The 21,158-nt window shown below is 65.5% G+C and carries 14 protein-coding genes; 11 read left to right on the top strand and 3 right to left on the bottom strand.

Going from position 1 to position 21,158, the window contains the following annotated elements; all coding sequences use genetic code 11:
• Window positions 1-10: 10 nt before the first annotated feature.
• From AC1DZT_RS12680 to AC1DZT_RS12670, 3 genes are all read right to left on the bottom strand, one after another.
• Complete coding sequence (locus tag AC1DZT_RS12680; protein WP_478007005.1) at window positions 11-2,026, bottom strand: hydantoinase B/oxoprolinase family protein; 2,016 nt, start codon at window positions 2,024-2,026, stop codon at window positions 11-13.
• Window positions 2,023-4,071: a hydantoinase/oxoprolinase family protein gene (locus AC1DZT_RS12675; RefSeq protein WP_478007004.1), complete on the bottom strand. Its 2,049-nt coding sequence runs from the start codon at window positions 4,069-4,071 to the stop codon at window positions 2,023-2,025. Before AC1DZT_RS12675 ends, AC1DZT_RS12680 begins: the two co-directional genes overlap by 4 nt.
• 84 nt (window positions 4,072-4,155) lie before the next feature.
• Window positions 4,156-5,190, bottom strand: coding sequence for an extracellular solute-binding protein (locus AC1DZT_RS12670; RefSeq protein ID WP_478007003.1), 1,035 nt, complete (start codon window positions 5,188-5,190; stop codon window positions 4,156-4,158).
• 363 nt (window positions 5,191-5,553) lie between these two features.
• Here AC1DZT_RS12670 and AC1DZT_RS12665 point away from each other — a divergent pair, with 363 nt between their 5' ends.
• The 11 genes from AC1DZT_RS12665 to AC1DZT_RS12615 all read left to right on the top strand — a co-directional run bounded on the left by AC1DZT_RS12665 (window position 5,554) and on the right by AC1DZT_RS12615 (window position 20,810).
• Window positions 5,554-6,192 (top strand): helix-turn-helix domain-containing protein, encoded by a 639-nt coding sequence (locus AC1DZT_RS12665; protein WP_478007002.1) that lies wholly within the window; start codon window positions 5,554-5,556, stop codon window positions 6,190-6,192.
• Window positions 6,193-6,264: 72 nt separating this feature from the next.
• Window positions 6,265-7,299 carry an ABC transporter ATP-binding protein gene (locus AC1DZT_RS12660; RefSeq protein WP_478007001.1) on the top strand — a complete coding sequence of 345 codons (1,035 nt, stop codon included), beginning with the start codon at window positions 6,265-6,267 and terminating at the stop codon, window positions 7,297-7,299.
• Window positions 7,296-8,180, top strand: a complete 885-nt coding sequence (locus AC1DZT_RS12655) for an ABC transporter permease (protein WP_478007000.1) — start codon at window positions 7,296-7,298, stop codon at window positions 8,178-8,180. The genes AC1DZT_RS12660 and AC1DZT_RS12655 overlap by 4 nt, the downstream gene beginning before the upstream one ends.
• Entirely contained in the window at window positions 8,177-9,016 is an 840-nt protein-coding gene (locus tag AC1DZT_RS12650) for an ABC transporter permease (protein WP_478006999.1), read from the top strand. Before AC1DZT_RS12655 ends, AC1DZT_RS12650 begins: the two co-directional genes overlap by 4 nt.
• Before the next feature lie 22 nt (window positions 9,017-9,038).
• Window positions 9,039-10,328: an NAD(P)/FAD-dependent oxidoreductase gene (locus AC1DZT_RS12645; RefSeq protein ID WP_478006998.1), complete on the top strand. Its 1,290-nt coding sequence runs from the start codon at window positions 9,039-9,041 to the stop codon at window positions 10,326-10,328.
• 56 nt (window positions 10,329-10,384) lie between these two features.
• Window positions 10,385-11,839, top strand: a complete 1,455-nt coding sequence (locus AC1DZT_RS12640; RefSeq protein ID WP_478007404.1) for an aldehyde dehydrogenase family protein — start codon at window positions 10,385-10,387, stop codon at window positions 11,837-11,839.
• Between the two features lie 94 nt (window positions 11,840-11,933).
• Window positions 11,934-13,046, top strand: a complete 1,113-nt coding sequence (locus AC1DZT_RS12635) for an alkene reductase (protein ID WP_478006997.1) — start codon at window positions 11,934-11,936, stop codon at window positions 13,044-13,046.
• A gap of 164 nt (window positions 13,047-13,210) precedes the next feature.
• Entirely contained in the window at window positions 13,211-15,250 is a 2,040-nt protein-coding gene (locus tag AC1DZT_RS12630) for a hydantoinase/oxoprolinase family protein (RefSeq protein WP_478006996.1), read from the top strand.
• Window positions 15,251-15,254: 4 nt separating this feature from the next.
• A complete protein-coding gene (locus tag AC1DZT_RS12625; RefSeq protein WP_478006995.1) occupies window positions 15,255-17,255 on the top strand; it encodes a hydantoinase B/oxoprolinase family protein in 2,001 nt (666 codons plus the stop codon).
• A 200-nt stretch (window positions 17,256-17,455) separates the two neighbouring features.
• Window positions 17,456-17,878, top strand: a complete 423-nt coding sequence (locus tag AC1DZT_RS12620; protein WP_478006994.1) for a GlcG/HbpS family heme-binding protein — start codon at window positions 17,456-17,458, stop codon at window positions 17,876-17,878.
• A gap of 172 nt (window positions 17,879-18,050) precedes the next feature.
• Window positions 18,051-20,810: a winged helix-turn-helix domain-containing protein gene (locus AC1DZT_RS12615; RefSeq protein WP_478006993.1), complete on the top strand. Its 2,760-nt coding sequence runs from the start codon at window positions 18,051-18,053 to the stop codon at window positions 20,808-20,810.
• The last annotated feature ends 348 nt before the right edge of the window (window positions 20,811-21,158 follow it).

Genomic DNA, 21,158 nt, shown 5'->3' with positions numbered 1-21,158 from the left:
TCCTTCAGGACTATTCGGCCGCCTGGCACAGGCAGAGTTGCTCGCGTTTGGGCAGATCGGGAAAGGCGCGTGTGACGGCGTCATAGGCCGCATGGACCGCGGTCACATCGTTCGGGTCGGCGGCTTCCGTCTCGCCCACCGCTGCGAAGATGCGGTGTTTCACGAAATAGCGCCACGAGACCGGCAGGCCGGCGAGGATGCAGGTCAGCGCGTCATAGCGCGCCGGGGTCCAGACCTTTTCGTAAGCCTGGCGAAACGGGCCATGGCCAAATTCCGCGGGCCGTGCGGCGCGGCCCATCGCGGCCCGGGTTTGCGCGGTCGATTGCAGATCGACGTTGCCATCCGCGCCGATCACCACCCCATAATCGCTGAGGGCGCGGGCGGTGGACACAAAGCCCCGCCGCACATCGAACAGGACCTTGTCGAGCGGGCGCTTCAGCGGGTTGCCATAGCCGCCGGCGCCCGGCCCCTGGATCAGGATCACGTCGCCCGGCTCGCAAGGCACGATGTCGGTCGAGCCGAGTTCCACCGCGTCCGGGGTGCCCGGGTTCTTGGCAAAGCGCGAGGGCGCGCCCGCGCCGCCGCCGCGCAGGCCCCAGGCGGTGAAATGGCTGCGGTCGCGGTTGCGCGCCGTCACCATTGACTGCGGGGCGAAGAGCTGAAACTCCATCTCCAGCGCCAGACCGCCGCGATAGCGCCCCGGGCCGCCGGAATCCGGCACCAGACCGTAGCGGTGGATCGCCACCGGCACCTCGGCCTCGTTGATCTCGACCGGGGTGTTCTTCAGGAAGGACAGGTTGGCGCCGCAGCCTTCCACCCCATCCGCACGCGGGCCGCCGCCCGCCCCGCCGCCCACAGGCCCGATCGAGGCCATGACCATCCGCCCATCCCGGGTCGAGGTCTTGACGTTCATCAGCGACAGGCCATTGCCGGGCGAGGCCGGCATCTGGTCGGGCACCACGCGGCAGAAGGCGCCGATGACGGCGGTCTGGGCGAGGTTGCACATCAGGCTGCGCATCCCGACCGCCGCCGGGCTGGTGGCATTGACCACCGTGCCCTCGGGCAGGATCGCCCGCACCGGCCGCACGAGGCCGGAATTCAAAAGGATCGTCGGGTCCAGCGTGTAAAGCGCATACATCACCCCCACCATGACCAGCGCGTGGCGCTCATTTCCCCCGGTCGGCATGTTCAGCGAGGAGACAAGCTGCGGGTCCGATCCGGTGAAATCGACCTCCAGACTGTCGCCCTTGATGCGCAGCGTCACGGCCATGCGGACCGGGTAGCCGCCGGCCTGATCCTCGTCGGCGTAATCGGCGAAGAAATACTCGCCATCCGGCAGGTCGGCGATGACGCGGCGGGCCTGCGCCTCGGAATAATCCAGAAGCTGGCCAAGCCCGGCGCGGAAGCTGTCCTTGCCGAAGCGGCGGATGATCTCGTGCACCTTGGCCTCGCCGACATTGACGCAGGCGATCTGGGCGTTGAGGTCGCCCCAGTTCTGTTCGGGCAGGCGGACGTTGGTCCTGATGATGTCGATCAGGTCCTGGTTCATCTTGCCGTCGCGCATCAGCCGCATCGGCGGGATGCGCAGGCCCTCCTGATGCACCTCGGTCAATGACCGCGACAGCGAGGCCGGCACCGCGCCGCCCACATCGGTGTTGTGGATGTGATTGCCGACGAAGCACATCAGCTCCCCCTCCCAGAACACCGGTTTCCACATGTGCAGATCGGGGGCATGGGTGGCGACAAAGCCGGAATAGGGGTCGGAGCAGACGCAGATATCGCCCTCGCGGTAGTCGAACCGGTTCAGGACACCGCTGTAGTCCAGCCCGGTGTACCAGGTCGCGCCGAAGGTGCGCGGCGAGGCGACGGTGAGGCCGTCGAGGCTCAGCACCTGGCAGGAGAAATCCTCGGTCTCCTTCACGAAGGTGGAATGGGCGGTGCGCATCAGGGTCCAGCCCATGCTTTCGGCCGCGGCGGCGCAGTAGTTGGCCAGGACCCGAAGGGACGTTGCAGTGTCGATGGTCATGCTTCCACCTGTTCGGAAATGCGAAGATTGGAGAAGGCGTCGATCACCGCCGAAAAGCCCGGCAGCACGACGGTGGTGGTATCGGCCTGGGCGATGATCGCCGGACCCGTCAGACTTTGCCCCGGCTTCAGCGAGGCGCGCTGGTAAAGGTCGACGGGCGTCCAGCCGCCGTTGAGATAGACCTCGACCTGACGCTCGGGCAGGGCCGCGCCCGGGGTCAACGGGTATTTCGGGAACTCCGGCTTGTCGGTCTTGCCGATGATGACGAGGCGCAGGCTGATCATCTGGATCGCGGCGCTGGCATCGGCATGGCCATAGACGCGGGCATGTTCGGCATGAAAGGCCGCCGCCAGCGCCCCGACATCGCCGCTTTCAAGCGCGGCCGGATCGAAGGTTGTGTCGATCTCGAAACTTTGGCCGCGATAGCGCATCTCTGCCGAATAGGTGAAGCTGTAGGCGCCCTTGTGGCCCTGATCCTCCAGCAGCCATTTTTCCGCCGCCTGACGCAGGGCGGCAAATTCGGCGCGGATCATCGGAAGCCTTGCGGGTTCCAGATCGGCATAGACCGTCTTGATGAAGTCGTTCTTGATGTCGGCGATCAGCCCGCCCATCGCCGAAAGCACGCCGGGCGTCGGCGGCACCACGACCTCTTTCGCGCGGATTTCCCGCGCCAGATGGCAGGCGTTCATCGGGCCCGCACCCCCGAAGGCCAGAAGCGAGAATTCGCGCGGGTCGATGCCGAAGCGCGAGACGAGGGCGGAGACATCGGTATACATGCCCGAAATCGCGATATCGATGATGGCTTCCGCCGTATGTTCGACGCTGCGGCCAAGCCTCGTGGCCAGTTTGCCAACCGCCTCGATCGCCTTCTGGCGGTCGACGGTGACCGAGTTATAGCCCAGATCGCCATGGCCGATCAGGTTCAGGGCGACGAAGGCATCGGTGATCGTGGCCTCGGTCCCGCCGCGGCCATAGCAGGCCGGGCCGGGGCGCGAGCCGGCGCTGTCGGGGCCGACGCGCAGCACGTTCTGGCCATCGACCCAGGCGATCGAGCCGCCGCCCTCGCCGATCGAGGCGACCGAGACCGAGGGAATGAAGATCTGGAAATCGCCGATCTGCTCGCCCACGCCATATTGCGGCTGGCCGTCGATGATGATGGCCACATCCGCCGAGGTGCCGCCGATGTCGAGGCTCATGCATTTGTCGATGCCGGCGATCTCGGCGACATAGGCCGCACCGATCACCCCCGCGGCAGTGCCTGACAGGATCATCTGGACGCATTCCGACTTGCCCTGTTCGGCCGTCATGATGCCGCCGTTGGACTTGGTCAGATGCGGCTCGGCACGCACGTCGATGGATTTGAGGGCTTCCTGCAGGGCGGCCAGGTAATGCGAGACGCGCGGCTGGACATAGCCGCCGATCACCGAGGTGATGGTGCGTTCATATTCGCGGATGATCGGCCAGGTCGCGGAGGAGCGGAACACCGGCAGGCCGGGGGCCTCGGCCCGGACGATCGCCTCGGCACGGCTTTCATGGTCGGGGTTGCGATAGGCATGCAGGAAGGAGATCACGATCCCCTCGGCCTCGGCAGCCCGCGCCGCCCGGACCGCGGCGATCAGCGCCGCCTCGTCCAGCGGCGCCCGCTCGGTCCCGTCGAAGTTGAGCCTGCCGGGGATGCCCCAGACCATGTCGCGGCTGATCAGCGGCTCGGGGCGGCGCGACAAGAGGTTGTACATGTCCGGGATCTTCAGGCGGGCGATTTCCAGCACATCGCCGAACCCTTCCGTGGTGAAAAGCGCAAGCTTCAGGCCGCGGCGCTGGATCACCGTGTTGATGCCCACCGTCGTGCCGTGGGTGAAATAGCCGATCTGATCCGGCGTGATGCCGTAGCGGTCCTTTGCTGCGGCCAGACCGTCGATGACTTCATTGCCGGGCCTGTCGGGGCGGGAGAAAACCTTGAGCGATTTCAATGTTTTGGTTTCTTCGTCGAACAGGGCGAAGTCCGTGAAGGATCCGCCGATGTCGACACCGACTCGGTATGCCATGTTGCGATCTCCGCAATATTCAGGGGATGGGGCAGGAGGAGGCGGCCGGACGCAGGAGGGAGCGGCGTCCGGACCGTCAGGCGTTCAACGACCGATCTGCTTGTTCCAGGCTTCGATCCAGGCGTCGCGCACGTCATTGATCTCGCGGTAGGGCGGGATCACGAGGTCTTCGTATTTGGTGATCAGGGGTGCGGCCTCCGGCTCGAACTCGGCCTTGAGGTTGGCGACACCGTAGCGGGTCTTGCTGGCAAAGCAGCCTTGCCCCGCGGGCGACAGCGCGATGTCGACGAATTTCCAGCCAAGCTCGGTGCTGCCCTTGGTCTTCTGGATCCAGGTCAGGGCCGCGGGGCCGCCGGGCTTGGGGGTGACAAATTTGAACTCGGGATGGTTGCCCTCCTTGATGAAGCCCCAGGAGCGGCCGTCCCAATACATGGCGGCATCCACCTCGCCCGAGGCGAGCGCGTTCAGGACCTGGTTCGGATCGCTCCAGAAATCGAGCTGGCCGGAGGCCATGATCTTCTTGATCCGGTCAAGGCCGGGCTGGGCGTTGCTGGCATCGCCGCCGCTGAGCGTGGTGACGTTCCACAGGTTCGCGCTCAGCGTGCTGGGATAGCTGATGCCGGGAATCGTCGCGGTGAAATCGCCGTTCTCGGCCCCGTTCAGGAAATCATCCCAGGTCACGATCGGCGTGGTGATGGTCTTGGCGTTGTAGATGACCCCCATCGCGCCATAGTCGAAAACCACGCCATAGCCTTCGCCGAACTTCACGAAATCCGGGTTCAGATCCGGCAGCTGCGGGACATTCTCGGCGGTGAAAGGATCGGCGAGGCCCTTGGCGATCATCTCATAGGCCTGTTCGGTCGGCAGGAACAGAACGTCGAGCGGCGGGCTCGTCGGGTTCGCCGCGATCTGGTTCAGCCATTGCACCGGAGAGCCGAGCACGACCTCGACCGTCTTGCCGGTTTCCTTTTCAAACGGCTCGATCACGCAGGTCCGCAGGGACTTCTCCCACAGACCGCCGAAAGCACCCACGGTCAGATCGGCACCGAAGGCCGATTGCGCCAGGGCAACACTTCCCAATAGGACCGCCAATGGCGGCCCGATCCATTTGTGCGACATCTCGGTACGCTCCCATTCTTATATTTTGATTGTCGAAAGGATCTCGCCAGCCGGTCGTCCGGCGAGTCCATGAAAGGCTACGTTCCGTTATAGCATAATGCTACGCATAACTGGTTTCACTTGCCGCAGGCCCCCCCGAGGGTGAGGCTTGGCCATAGAGACGCCATTGCGGCGCAGATCCCTCCAGCATGAAGGCTCAATCCACGATGGGAGACGGCGGTATTCTCGATCTGGCTGATCTCGGGGGAATTGCCTTTGGCGTGACGCGGCACGGCGCAGGGAATGGCTGCCGCGCCGCAAGGGCGACGATCGTTATGATGAAATTTCACGGTTCAATGAACCGCCGCTTGGGGTGACGCAGGAATGGCAGACCTTCCCTTTGACCGCAGACGCGACGGGCAGACCCCGCAAGACATCCCGCCGGAAGAGGGGGGCGGTCCGCAACGGCCGCTTGGCGACGTGATTCGCGCCCTGCGCAAGGAAAAGGGGCTGTCGCTGAAGCAAGTCTCTGAAAGATCGGGTGTTTCGGTCGGGATGCTCAGCCAGACCGAACGCAATGTCTCCAGCCCTTCGGTGCGCGTCCTTTCGGCGATCCGCGAGGCCCTGAACGTGCCCCTGAGCGCCCTCTTCGAGCCGATCAGCCCGCGCGGCGAGGACCCGGATTTCGTGCGCCGGGCCGAAGGGCGGCCGATCCTGGAACTGGGGCATCTGAGCAAGGAACTCTTGTCCTCGCGCTCGGCCCATAATCTGCAGCTGATGATCCTTCATATCGGTCCGGGGGGATCTTCGGGCGAACAGCCGCTGGTTTATCCGGCAGAGAAGGGCGGGATGATCCTGAAAGGCGAGATCCTGCTGCGCGTCGGCACCAGAGAGGCCCATCTCTTGCCCGGCGACGGGTTTTCCATCGGGCCTTCCGTGCCACACAGTTTTCGTCACACCGGCAAGGACCCGGCCGCGGTCTTCTGGATCATCGGGCCGGTGTCTCTTGATCAACAACTTTAGCGAAGCCCTGGGGTAATCGACATGACTATATCTGTGCCGCTCAACCTTAAGAACATCAGCAAGCGTTATGGAATGGCCCGCGCCCTCAAGCCGACCTCGCTGCAGGTCGAAGGCGGAGAGATGCTGGCATTGCTCGGCCCCTCGGGCTGCGGCAAGACCACCACGCTGCGCATCATCGCGGGGTTCACCACGCCCACCACCGGCCATGTCCTGATCGGCGGCGTGGATGTGACCGAGCTTCCGCCCAACAAGCGGGGCCTGGGGATGGTGTTCCAGAATTACAGCCTGTTTCCCCACATGACCGTGGGCCAGAATGTCGCCTATGGCCTGCAGATGCGCGGCGTCGGGGCTTCCGAGCGGGCGGCCAAGGTGCGGGCCATGCTCGACCTCGTGCGCCTGTCCAACTACGAGGACCGCGCGATCCACCAGATGTCGGGCGGCCAGCAGCAACGCGTCGCACTGGCCCGCTCGCTGGTCACCGACCCGAAGATCCTGCTGCTGGACGAACCGCTCGGGGCGCTGGATCGCAACCTGCGCGAAAGCATGCAGTTCGAACTGCGCGAGATCCAGCGCCGGCTGGGCATCACCTCGATCATCGTGACGCATGACCAGGAAGAGGCCCTGACCATGTCAGACCGGATCGCCGTGATGCGCGAGGGCGAGATCGTGCAGGTCGGCACCCCGCTGGAGATCTACGAGCGGCCGCAGTCGCAGTTCGTGTCGGAATTTCTCGGCACCGCCAATATCTTCGACGGCACGCTGACCGGACCGGCGGAGGGCGGGATGTGGAATGTCCGGCTGTCCCTGCCCGAAGGCCCGCAGGTCCGGGTGGCCGCGGCCGAGGGCCATGCCGGCGGCAAGCCGATCCGCGTCGCCGTCCGCCCCGAGCGCCTGTCGATCCGGGCCGAGGCGCAAGACCTGCGCGCCAAGGTCCGCGGCATCGTGTTTCGCGGCAGCTATTATGCCTATGAGCTGGACCTGCCGGGGGCACAGCGGCCGATCTATGTCTACAGCAACGAGCGCACGGCGGCGGATGCCGATGGCATGATCGGCCTCGGCTGGCCGGACAGCTATGCCATCGTGCTGAACGAAGCGGGGGCAGCATGAGCCAGCCCGTCTCTCTTGACCTGCCACGCGCCGAACCGGCGCAAAGCACGGCGCGCGCCGATCGGACCTTCCGCATCGCCTCCAGCGCCTGGGCCCTGCCGGCGCTGATCTTTCTGACGGTCTTCTTCCTCTTCCCCCTCGCCGCCAATGTGCTGCGCAGTTTTCCCGAGGATGACCCCCTGGGCTTCTACCGGGCGCTCTTCACCGATCCCTTCTATCTGGGCGTCGTCTGGCAGACCGTGAAAGTCTCGGCCATCACGACCCTGGTCTGCCTGGTGATGGGCTATCCCGTGTCCTTCTTCATGGTCCGCTATGCCGGCAGATGGAATGCGCTGATCGTCTTTTTGCTGATCGCGCCGCTCTTGACCTCGATCATCATGCGCACCTTTGGCTGGACGGTGCTGTTTGCCCGGCGCGGGCTGGTGAACTCGGTGCTTCTGGACCTCGGACTGCTGGAGAAGCCGGTCAACATGGTGAACTCGGAACTGATGGTCTATGTCGGCCTGATTCATGTTCTGGCCCCGTTCATGGTCTTGTCGATCACCTCGGTCCTGCAGGGCGTGAACCGCAATCTGGAGGAATCGGCGCAGATCCTTGGCGCGTCGCGGCTGAGGACGTTCCTCACCATCACGCTGCCGCTCAGCGTGGACGGGATCGCGACCGGGTGCATTCTGGTCTTCGTCCTGACCAATGGCAGCTTCCTGACGATGCTGCTTCTGGGCGGCGGCAAGGTCACCACGCTGTCGCTTCTGATATTCCAGCAATTCACCCTGACCCAGAACATCGGTTTTGCGGCGGCGATGGGAAATGTCCTGCTGCTGTTCGCCCTGATCGGCATGTTCATCCAGCTGAAATATCTGCGCAGAAAGGGAACACGATGAACGAGATTTCCGACAGCGCCGCTCTGATCGAGCGGCGCGAGGCCTGGCTTGACTGGGGCACCGGCCTGCTGGCGCTTTATGTGATCCTTTTCTTCGGCTTTCTCCTGCTGCCGATCGTCATCGTGGTCGTCGTGTCCTTTTCGGCCTCGAGCTACATTGCCTTCCCGATCGAGGGTTACGGTCTGCAATGGTATCACCAGATCATCACCTACAAGCCCTTCCTGCAGTCGCTGGGCGTCAGCGTCGAAATCGCGCTGCTGTCGGCGGTGATCGGGGCGGCGGTCGGGGTGCCGGCGGCGATCTGGGCGGTGCGCGACAACAGCGCGCTGGCGCGGGTCTTCACCAATCTCATGCTCGCGCCGATTTCGGTGCCGGCCATCCTGCTGGGCTTTTCGCTGCTCTACATGCTGTCGGCGATGAGCCTCGGGGTCTCTTTCCTGTCGCTGCTGATCACCCATACCGTCGTCTCGGTGCCCTATATCTCGCGCACGGTCCTGGCGGTCTACCGCTCGGTCCCGATCGATTATGAAGAGGCCGCCTCGGTGCTGGGCGCCTCGCGCTGGCGAGTCTTCGTCGATGTCATCCTGCCGCTGATCAAGCCGGGCATCTTTGCCGGGGCGCTGTTCTCGGTCCTGATCTCGCTGGACAATCTGCCCCTGTCCTTCTTCTTCGGCGGGGCCGAGACCAGCACCCTGCCGGTGGTGATGCTGAGCTACATGCAGAACCAGTTCGACCCCTCGATCGCCGCGATTGCGACGGTGCAGATGCTGATCGCGATCTTTGCCCTGGTCGTGGTCAACAAGCTTTACGGCATCGAGAAACTGACAGCCGCCTGATCCGCGCGAAGGAGCCGATCCCATGGAAAGAACCGCTGCTGGGCATGACTTGCCCTATTGGTGGCTGCATGCCGCACCCGAGGCGGAAACGCCGCCGCCGCTGCCCACAAGGAGCGATGTCGCGATCATCGGCGCGGGCTATGCCGGGCTTGCGGCGGCCATCACCCTGGCACGGGCGGGCCGTTCGGTCACCGTGCTGGACAGGGCGGCCCCGGGTGAGGGCGCCTCGACCCGCAATGGCGGCATCACCAGCGGCAATTTGCGGCTGAGCCACGCCGACCTCGCCCGCCGCTTCGGCCAAAGCCGGGCCGATGCCGTCCTGATCGAGGCGAAAGCCGCGCGCGAGGATCTCTACGCCTTCATCGCCCGGGAAAACATCGCCTGCGATCTGCAGATGACCGGGCGCTTCGCCGGGGCGCTGAGCAAGGGCCAATACGAGGCGCTGGCCCGCGAATGCGACCATCTGACCCGGACCCTGGGCATCGAGGCCTATGCCGTGCCGGAGGCCGAGACGCGTTCCCATGTCGGGACCGATGTCTACCGCGGCGGCAGCGTCCGGATGGATGTCGGCGGGCTTCATCCCGCCAAGCTGCACCGCGCCATGCTGGATCTGGCACGGGCCGCCGGCGCCACCGTGATCGGGCAGACCACGGTACGCGGGGTGAGCGGCGGGGCAGGGGCCTTCACCCTGCGCACCGACCGCGGCGCCTTGCAGGCCCGGCAGGTCATCAGCGCGACCAATGGCTATGTCGACCCGCTCGACCCCTGGCTGCAACGGCGCATCGTTCCGGTGCGCAGCCGGATCATCGTGACCGAAGCCCTGCCGCCCGGGATGATGGACCTTATCCTGCCCAGGCGCATGATGGTCTCGGACAAGCGGCAGCTGACCTATTACTACCGGCCGACGCCCGATGGCACCCGGCTCTTGTTCGGCGGGCGCGACGGGACCTTTTCGGGCGATGCCGCCTGGCCGACCGAACATCTGCGCCGGGAAATGGTCCGGATCTTTCCGCAGCTGAAGGGGATCGGTATTGCTCACAGCTGGTTCGGCAATGTGGCGATGAACCGCGACATGCTGCCACGCATCTTCGAACACGAGGGCATCCACTATGCCACCGGCTGCTGCGGGTCGGGGATCGTCTGGATGCGCTGGGCGGGGCAGAAGGTGGCGGAGAAGATCCTCGGGAAGGGGACCGGATCGGCGTTCGATTTCGCCCCGCCCAAGGGCATTCCCTTCTTCCGCGGCAAGGCCTGGTTCATGCCCGCGGTCTTCGCCGCCAAGAAGCTGCAGGACCGGTTTTCCATGATTTGACGGAATTTAACCCTATCTCACGCCGCAAACTGGCATGATTTCACAGCTTGCGGCCAATGTTGCGGCGGGTGTTGCGGCCGGTGTCGCGCCCGGCGCGAGGCCGCGTGCCATGGCGCGCTTCACAGGAGACGGGGATGCTGGAGATCGTTCAAGCCTTTGACCGCAGCCCGATCCGCGCGCTGGCAGAAGACGACGCCGCGGCGCTGGAGGCGAAATTCGTCACCGCCAAGCGGCTGTTCGACGCAAGAAAAGATGCGTTGGAACCCCATGAGCGGATGGCGATCCTGCGCCGGGTTGCCGCCCTGCTGCAGGCCCGGCGGACGGATTTCGCCCTGATGATCGCGCGGGAGGGCGGCAAGCCCCTTGCCGATGCCCTGGTCGAGGTGGACCGCGCCGTGGACGGTGTGGGCACGGCGGCGGATTGCCTGCGCAGCCGGGCCGGGCGGGAGATTCCGATGGGCCTGACCGCCTCCAGCGTGCATCGGCGGGCCTGGACGATCCCGGAGCCGATCGGCGTGGTGGCCGCCATTTCGGCCTTCAACCACCCGCTCAACCTTGTCGTGCATCAGATCGCCCCGGCCATCGCCGCCGGCTGCCCGGTGATCATCAAACCTTCCGAGGCCACCCCGCTCAGCTGTCTGGCCTTCGTCGAACTGGTGCGGGACGCCGGCATGCCGGAGGGCTGGGTCCAGACGCTGATCACGGCGGACCGGGCGCTGGCCGAGGCGCTGGCCACCGATGCGCGGGTGGGCTTTCTCAGCTTCATCGGCTCGGCCAGGGTCGGATGGTCCTTGCGCGCGAAACTGGCCCCGGGCGCGCGCTGTGCCCTGGAACATGGCGGGGCCGCGCCGGTGATCATCGACCGCAGTGCCGATCTTGACCGCGTGATCCCGTCGGTCGTGAAGGGGGGCTATTACCATGCGGGGCAGGTCTGCGTCTCGGTCCAGCGGATCTATGTGCAGGCCGACCTCGCCGCCGCATTCGTCGAGCGTTTTGCCGCCCGAGTGGCGGGGCTGAAGGTGGGCGATCCGACCCTGCCCGACACCGAGGTCGGCCCGCTGATCCGACCAGCTGAAACCTTGCGCGTCAGCCAATGGATCGAAGCCGCCGTTCAGGGCGGGGCGCGCTGCCTTGGGGGCGGGCGGCTCAATGACACCACGCTGATCCCGGCGATCCTGCTCGACCCGTCCCGGGAAGCCCGGATTTCGACGCAGGAGGTGTTCGGCCCGGTCACCTGCGTCTATCCCTTCACCACGCTCGATGCAGCCATTGCCGAGGCGAACAGCCTGCCCATGGCCTTCCAGTCCAGCATCTTCACCCGCGACCTTGGCACGGCGCTGGAGGCGGCAGAGCGTCTGGATGCCTCGGCGGTGATGATCAACGATCACACGGCCTTCCGGACCGACTGGATGCCCTTCGCCGGGCGGCACCAATCGGGCTATGGCGTCGGCGGCATTCCCGACACGATCCGCGAGATGACGGCGGAAAAGATGATTGTTTTCAACACATGAGCCGGGACGCGGCACGTCGCGGCACCGATGGAAACCGGCTTGGCGGCACGATCCTGCCCCGGCCATGCGACACCCAGCAAGGAAAGTGTGACAGATGGAACCCTCCCCTTTGCCTGCCCTCTTCTCCCCCACCAGAATCGGCGCGATTGCGGTGTCCAACCATATCGCGATGGCGCCGCTGACCCGCTCGCGCGCGGATATGAACGGCGTGCACAGCCCCTTGGCGGTTGAATATTACCGCCAGCGCGCCACGGCCGGGCTGATCATCTCGGAAGCGACCAATATCTCGCGGCAGGGGCGGGGCTATGCCTTCACCCCGGGGATCTATACCGAGGCGCATGTGGCCGCCTGGCGCGCGGTCACCGAGGCGGTGCATGACGCGGGGGGCAAGATCGTCTGCCAGCTTTGGCATGTCGGCCGGATGTCGCATGTCGATCTGCAGGAGAACGGCGCCGCACCCGTCGCCCCTTCCGCGCTGCAGGCCGGCGACCTGATCTTCTTGGAAAGCCGGACCCAGGCCCGGCCCTCGATGCCCCGCGCGCTTGAGACGGACGAGATCCCGCAGCTGGTGGAGGATTACCGGATCGCGGCGCGGCGTGCGATGCAGGCGGGCTTCGACGGGGTCGAGGTCCACTGCGCCAATTGCTACCTGCTGGAACAATTCCTGCGCGACAGCACCAACCTGCGCCGCGACCGCTACGGCGGTTCGATCGAGAACCGCGCCCGCCTGCCGATCGAGGTGGTGACCGCCGTGGCGGGGATCTGGGGCGCCGATCAGGTCGGCGTGCGGCTGTCGCCGATCACCCGGGCGACCGGGGACACGCCGCTCGACAGCGATCCGCAGGCGACCTATGGCTATCTCGCGGCAGAGCTGGGCAAGCTGGGCCTTGGCTATCTGCATTGCATCGAAGGGCAGACCCGCGGCCCCAACGGCGCGGCGCTGTTCGATTTCAAACGTCTGCACGCGGCCTTTGGCGGCCAGTATATCGCGAACAATGGCTATGACCGGGATCTGGCGATCAAGGCCATCGAGTCGGGCCATGCCGACATGGTCTCTTTCGGGCAACCCTATATCAGCAATCCTGATCTTGTGGCGCGGCTGCGGCTGAACGCCCCGCTGACGCCCCCCGACAAGGCCACCTTTTACGGCGGCGGGGCAGAGGGCTATACCGATTACAAGACCCTCGCCGAAGCGAGCCTTGCCTGAGGCGCGCCCGCGGCGTCCCGACCTGTCTGTCGCAGGCCCACCGGCGGGGGCGCGGCATCGGGTGACCGACCCTCGGACCCGCCATTTCTGGAAACCTGTTATGAGAAGCCAAGGCCCGGCCCTTCCCCTATCCCTTTCTGCGACACTGCAAGCGGAGAGCAAAGATGGGCCAGCGTATAGGCGTGGACATCGGTGGGTCCTTCACCGATTTCGCCATAGTGGACGAAGAGACCAGAACCCTCAGGGCGCTCAAGGTCTTTTCCCGCCCCGACCGGCCGGGTGCGGAAATCGCCGCCGGGATCGGACTGGCGGCAGAGCGTTACGGCATTGCGGCCGAAGACATCAGCTATTTCACCCATGGCACCACGGTCGGGGTCAACACGGTGATCCAGCGCAAGGGCATCAAGCTTGCCCTCTTCACCACCGAGCATTTCAGCGACGTGCTGGAACTGGGGCGGCTGAAACTTCCGGCCATGTTCGACCTTCTGTCGCGCAGGCCCGATCCGCTGGTGACGCGCGACATGGTCTGGGGCCTGTCCGAACGGATGCAGGCCGATGGCAGCCCGAAACAGGCGCTGGACCCCGAAAGCGTCGAGGTCGCCACGCGGGCAGCGGTGGCGGCGGGGGCCGAGGGCATCATCATCGCCCTGCTGCATGCCTACCGCAACCCGGCGCATGAACTGGAGGCCAAGCGCCTCGTCGCCGGTTTCGCGCCGGGTCTGCCGGTCTTCACCAGCGCGGAAGTCTGGCCGATCATCCGCGAATACGAGCGCACCACGACGGCGGTGATCGGCGGCTATGTCCAGCCGAGGATCGCCCATTACCTCGGCGCGCTGCAGGATACGCTGAAAGAGCTGGGCGTTCCGGCCGAAGCCCGGCTGACCAAATCCAACGGCGGCATCATGAGCGCCGAACAGGGCAAGACCGACTGCGTGCAGATGATCCTCTCGGGCACCGCCTCGGGTGTGATCGGCGCGAGTTTCGTCGCCAGGATCTGCAATCTGGCCGAATGCATGAGCCTCGACATCGGCGGCACCTCGGCGGATGTCGCGCTGATCCTCGATGGCGAGCCGCAATATGGAAGCGGCGAATATATCGGCGACCACCAGATCCATGTGCCCTCGATCTCGGTCACCTCGATCGGCGAGGGCGGCGGCTCGGTCGCCTGGGTCGATGATTTCGGCGTGCTGAAGATCGGCCCGGAAAGCGCAGGATCGACCCCGGGCCCGGCCTGCTATGGCCGGGGCGGCGAAAAGCCGACGATCACCGATGCCTTCGCGGTCTGCGGCATCATCGGCCAGGCGGATCTGGGTTACAACGCGGTCAAGGTCGATGTCGAAGCCGCCCGCCGCGCGGTGGCGCGCTTGACGGACCGCACCGGCCAGTCGGTCGAGGAGACCGCCGAAGCCATCATCAATGTCGCGATTTCCGGCATGTATGCCAGGATCACCGGCCTCGTCACGCGGTTCGGCATCGACCCCCGCACCACCGCCATGATGCCCTTCGGCGGCGCGGGTCCGATGATGGGCTGCCTTCTTGCACGCGAGATGGGCATGCCGGAAACCGTGATCCCGACGACGCCGGGGGTGCTCTCGGCGCTCGGCGGTCTGGTCGCTGATCTGAAGAACGATTTCATCCGCACCGTCTATCTCGATCTGACGGAAGGCGATCTGCCGCAGATCCGCTCCGTCTTTGCCGAATTGCGCGCGGCGGGCGAAGGCTGGTTGCGCAGCGATCAGCGCTATGAGGGCGAGGCGATCTTCACCTATTCCGCCGACATGCGCTATCGCGGCCAGTCTTACGAGATCGAGACGGTCCTGCCGGCAGAGGCGGTGCTGACGGGGGACCTCGCGGCGCTGGAGGCGGCCTTCCATCAGGCGCACGCCCGGGTCTATGGCCATGCCCAGCCCGGGGCGCAGGTGCAATGCGTCAATCTGCGGATGGTGGCCGCCGGTCGCCACGACCTGCCGGAATTGCCGCGGATCGCCACAGCCACCGGGGCGCCGACGCCCCTGCGCACCATCTCGTGCTGGATCGCGGGGCGCTGGATTCCGGTTTCGCTTTATGCCCGCAAGGATCTTTGCGCCGGCCACCGGTTCGCCGGCCCCGCGGTGATCGCCCAGGACGACACGACGACCTTCGTGCCCGAAGACCATGCGGTCGAGGTCGACACTTTTGGCCATCTTCGCGTCAGGAAGGATTAAGCCGATGCTGCAGACCAGGACACTCAATCGCGCGATGCTTCAGGTGCTGGCGGATTATTGCGCCGCCACGACCGAGGCCATGGCCCATACCTTGATGCGGACCGCGCATTCCAGCTTCGTCAAGGAGACCGAGGATTTCACCACCCAGCTTCTGACCCCGGAGGGCGAGACCTTCGCCTCGCCGAAGGGGCTGGGCGCCACCTGGTTCACCGGGCTCGACTACGGCCCGGCGCTGCGGATGATCGATCACTACGAGGAAAACGCGATCTATCTGACCTCGGACCCCTATTCCGGCCATGTCGCGACCCATGCGCCCGATGTCCACGCCTGGAAGCCGGTGTTCTACAACAAGGAGCTGCTCTGCTTCGTCGCCTGCCATGTCCACAACACCGATGTGGGCGGCGCGGTGCCGGCCTCCTTGTCGCGCGCGCTCGTCGAGGTGCAGCAGGAGGGGCTGCGCCTGCCGCCGATGAAGGTCTGGCAGGACGGCGTCTTCGACAAGACGGTGATCCGCATCATCGAAACCAATGTGCGGATGCCCGCGCAGAACTGGGGGGACCTCAACGCGCAGATTGCCTGTCTGAACACCGGCGAGGCCAAGGTGCTGGAGATGGTCAAGCGCTTTGGCGTCGACATGATCCGCAATTGCCAGTCCGAGCTTCTGAACTATGCCGAGGCCCAGGCCCGCAAGATCATCGCCGAAATCCCCGATGGCAGCTATGCCTTCGCCGATTACGCGGATGAGGACAGCGACGGCGGCGTGCCTTGCCGCGTGGCCGTGACCATGACGGTCAAGGGCGAGAGCCTGACACTGGATTTCACCGGTTCCGATCCGCAACTGGGCTCGTCGCTCAACATGCCGACCGGGGGCAATCCGCGGCATGCGCTGGTGACGATCGCGGTGATCCTGGTGCTGTCGACCTTGAACCCCGATCTGGTGCTGAACGCTGGCACGACGCGAATGGTCAACGCGATCCTGCCGCCCGGCACGGTGATGAACGCGGTGGCACCGGCGGCGGTGGGCATGCGCAGCCTGATCGTGGCGGTGTCGCAGCTGGCGATCCTCGGGGCATTCCAGCAGGCGCTGCCGGACCGGCTTGCGGCGTCGCCGGGCGGGGCGGCCTCGCTGTTGAACGTCAAGACGCTGGACCGCGCCGGCCGGCAGATCATGGCCTCGATCGGGCCGGTCAGCGGTGGCGGCGGTGGCGGTCCCCAGCGTGACGGCGTCGAAGGCAGCGGCGGCAACCGGTCCTTCCTCCGCAACACCCCGGTCGAAATCAACGAGGTCGAGGTGCCGATCCATATCGCGAAATATGGGCTGGTGCCGGATTCCGGCGGGGCAGGGCACTATCGCGGCGGCACCGCGATGCTGATGGAGTTTCAGGTCTTTGCGCCCAATTCCGTGGTGACGGCTCGCAACCGCAACCGCACGCGCTTTGCCTCCTGGGGGGTGCTCGGGGGGCGGTCGGGCAAGACCTCGTCCTTCCACCGCAACCCCGACAGCCCCGATGGCGGCGAGGATCTGGGCAATATCGACGTGGTGCGCTGCAATCCGGGGGATGTCATCCGCATCACCGGTCCGGGCGGCGGCGGCTATGGCAACCCGGCCGAACGCCCGATTGCCGCGGTTCTTGCCGATGTCACCGCGGGCTTTGTCACCCTCGCAGGGGCGGCGCGGGACTATGGCGTGATCCTGACCCAGGGTGGCACGCTCGATCCGGCGGCCACCACGGAAGCGCGGGCGCGCATGGCCACGGCCCCGCGGCGCTTTGACTTCGGGCCGGGGCGCGACGCCTATGAAACCACCTGGACCGAGGCGCGCTATCAGGCCCTGACCGAGATCCTGATGGCGCTGCCGATCTCCTGGCGCTTTTATGTGAAGCACCAGATCTTCGCGGCCCTGAGCGAGCCCGCCATCCGTGACGGGGCAGAGGCGGTCTGGCAGGCTTTTGCGCTGATCGCCGCCCGCCACCCCGAACTGGCACCCTTTGCAAGGCCGGCGTGAGCGTCGTGTGGCCCCTTGCCCCGGCTGCGGACCCCCTCCGCAAGCCGGGGATCGGGTTCAGCCTCAGTGCAAGGGGGCGAGGCCGGGCAAGGTCTTACCAAACTTTACTATTCCATTCCGGGCCCGGCCCTTAGGATCAGGTCAATCTCCGGCCCGCGAAAGTTGTTGCCGCAGATATCGCTCCAACCGGAGATTTTGCCATGCCGCGCAATTGCCTGACCCTTACCCTCGAGGATGCAAAGAAAATGCTCTCGGCCGCAGAGTTGGCCGCGGTGCGGATCGGAATCCCCTATAATATCGCCGTCGTCGATGCGGGCGGCCATCTTCTGGCCTTCTCCCGTCAGGACGGCGCACTGATCGGAAGTATCGAACTGGCCATCTGCAAAGCGGTCACCGCCCGGATATTCGACCAGCCGACCACGCTTCTTGCCGAACTGGCCCAGCCCTCGGCCCCGCTTTTCGGCATTCAGAATACAAATGCCGGCCGCGTGGTAATCTTTGGCGGCGGTATTCCGGTCAAGGCCCAGGGCCAAATCGTGGGCGCGGTTGGCGCAAGTTCCGGCACGGTGGAACAGGATGTTCTGGTGGCAGAGGCCGCAATCGCCGCGCTTGGCGCTGGATAGAAAAAATGATATACCAAAGGATCGCAGGTTGAGATTTGGCATAGGGGCAGCGTCAACTCCTGGAGGCAAGGCTGTGTCGGGCGAGGATTCGAATTCGGCGCCGCGTGGATTTGGTTTCGGCAATTTCGAATTGTTCCCTGACCGGCAAATCCTGCTCCGGGATGGCGTGATCGTGCGGGTCGGAAGCCGCGCTTTCGAGATTCTGAAAGTGCTGGTTGAAAGCCCGGGGCAGATCATCAGCAAGGACATCCTGCTGTCGCGGGTCTGGCCCAACACCTATGTCGAGGAAGACAACCTCAAGGTCAACATCGCGGCCTTGCGACGTGCGCTTGGCGATACGGTCGATGCGCCGCAATATGTCGCCTCGGTCTTTGGCCGCGGCTATCGCTTCATCGCGCCGGTGCAGGCCCTCGACCTTTCCGGCCCCTGGTCCGAAACCTCGGCGATGCAGCCGGTGAAGGGCGGTTTTCCGGCAGTCCCGACCTCGATCTTCGGCCGCGCCGACACGATCGCCTCGATCCTGGCCGATCTCAAGACCGCGCGTCTGGTGACGGTCGTGGGCGAAGGGGGCGTCGGCAAGACGACGGTTGCCATCGCAGCCGTCTGCGCCGCCGCGCGCGAAAACCGGGTCCGCGCCGTCTTCATCGACCTCGCAACCGTGCATGAAGAGCAGCATATCCCGATGGCGATTGCCGCCTCGCTCGGTCTGGCTTCGGGGAGCAGCGACATCATTGCCGACATCGCCCAGGCGATCGGGGCGCAGAAGCTGATCCTGCTGTTCGACAATTGCGAACATCTGATGCCCGGGGTGGCCGCCAGGATCGACCAGATGTTGAGCCTGCTGGAGGGTCTGCGCATCGTCGCCACCGGGCGCGAGCAGTTGCGCCTGCGCAGCGAAAGGATCCTGCGGCTCGGCGGGCTGAAATGTGACCCGCGGTCCGCGCCCACGGCGATCGAGGCCAGAGCCTATCCCGCGGCAGAGCTTTTCGCCACCCGCGCCCTGGAACGCGCGCAATACGAGATCGCCGATGCCGATGCGCCGGCGGTGGTCGAGATCTGCCGCCGTCTGGGGGGCAATCCCCTTGCCATCGAACTGGCCGCCACAAGGACCGCCACCTTCTCGCCGGCGAAGATCATGGAGTCGCTGGAAGGGGCGCTTCACCTTCTGCGCCATGGACCGCCGGGCGTGCCCCTGCGGCAGCAGTCGCTTCTGGCGACCCTGGACTGGAGCTACAATCTTCTGTCGGAGCGCGAGGCCTCCGTGCTGCGGACCGTCTCGGTCTTTGCCGGGGATTTCGGCATCACGGGCGCCTCGGTGGTCTCTGGCCTGCCCGCCGAGGAGGTGGTCGATTGCCTGACCCAGCTTTACGCGAAATCGCTTCTCGCCCCGAGCGGCGCATCGGACGTCTTCCGCTATCGCCTGTTGGAGACGACCGGGTCCTATTGTCTGGAGCGGTTGCAGGCCTCGGGCGAGGAACAGATCGTCCGTCGCCGCCATGCCGAATACTTGGCCAAGGTGCTGGAACGAGCGGCGCAGGATTGGAACACGCGGCCGGCGCGGGAATGGGGGGCCACCTATGCGCGCTGCATCGACGATTTGCGGGCCGCGCTGGCCTGGGCCGAGGGCAGGGGTGACCGGTCGCTGGTGGTCCGGCTGACCGTGGCGGGCAGCATCCTGTGGAATCACTTCTCGATGATGAACGAATCCACCACCGCCACGGCCCGGGCCCTCGCCGATCTGCCCAACAGCCTGATCGGCTCCCCCAGCGAAATGATGCTGCAGACGGCCCTCGCCGGTGAGCTGATGTTCGGACGCGGCCCGGTGCCGGAGGCCGTGGAGGCGGCACGGCGCGCCCTGGCCATCGCCGTGGCGCTGGGCGATACCGATTTCACCCTGCGCAGCCTGCGCGTCGTGGGCGGCTACGAGACGCTGATCGGGCATTATGCCGCCGCGCTCAAGAGCATGGAGGTCTATCTGTCGATTGCCGCCACCGAGGATGCTTCGGCCATGCCCAGCGGCGAGACCCTCCTGTCGATCGTGGAGGTTCACCTCGGGCGGCTGGACGCGGTGCACCAACGGGTCGCGGCCCGCTACCGACCGGATCTGAAGCGCCACGACGAACCCAAGATGGCCCGGTTCCAGTTCGACGCCAATGTCGAATACGGCATCGTTCTTGGGCTCACGGAATGGCTTGCAGGCTTTCCCGACCGCGCCTCCCGGACATCGGCCACCATCGTCGAACAGTCCTTGGACATCGGCCATGGGGCGACGCTCAGCAATGCCCTCGCCGTGACGGCCTGTCCCGTCGCGATCTGGAACGGGCGCTATGCCGATGCAGAGCGCTATCTCGACTTGCTGGACATCCATGTCCGGCAAAACGGGATCGGGATCTGGCATCCCCTGGTTCTCTATTTCCGCGGCCTGCTGGCCTGCAAGCGGGACGGGGCCCTTGCCGAGGGCAGCCTTCTTTTGCAGCAGGCCATTGCAGAATTGCGCGCCTGCAACCACCGCCAGCGTCTGTCCTTCGCGCTGGGTTCGCTGGCCGAGGCCATGGCCGAGCAGGGCCACCTGGCCGCAGCGGCGCAGCATATCGAAGAGGCGGTCGGTCTGGCGGCTGCTCTTGGCGAGAAATACTACTTCCCGGAACTGCTGCGGGTTCGCGGGGTGATCCATGCCCTGTCCGGTCGGCTTGAGGCGGCGGAAAGCGCGCTCGGCGACGCGCTGGCGCTGGCCGAGGCGATCGGCGCCAAGGGCTGGAGTCTGCGTACGGCGACGTCGCTGGCAAGGCTCTGGTCCGACGCAGGCCGCCTGCAGGCGGCGCATGCCGTGCTGGAGCCGGCCTTGGCCGGTTTCACCGAAGGCTTCGACACCATCGATCTTAAGTCAGCGAAAGGTCTTTTGGCAGAACTGGGCGCAAGATTGCCGCGCTGAAAGCCTTGCTTTCCACACGTCTGGAATCGCCCCTTCACGCCGCGCGTCATGCGCGTTTTTCTGGCCTGCTCTGACAGCAGCGGCCAAGCTAATGCGGACAATTACCAATCGCTACATCAATTTACTGCCACGCGCCTCTGACTTCCATTATCCAGCTGGATGAAGGCTCTGCCCTCGGGCCTGTTCCGTTTTGCCACCGGCCTTTTGCGCGTTGAGCCGGAGTGATGATTGATTTGGCCGGTGGCATCGGGACCGAGTTTTTATGGGCCATATCGCGCGGTAATTCCGCTTGGGTTAAAACGGACCCCTTGGTTTGCGCAGATCGGTTTGCGCAGATATTGAATACTT

Source organism: Rhodobacter sp. P1_C2 (genome assembly GCF_056406375.1).
Note: the sequence above shows the minus strand (reverse complement) of the source record. Positions and strands in the feature narration are given on the sequence as shown.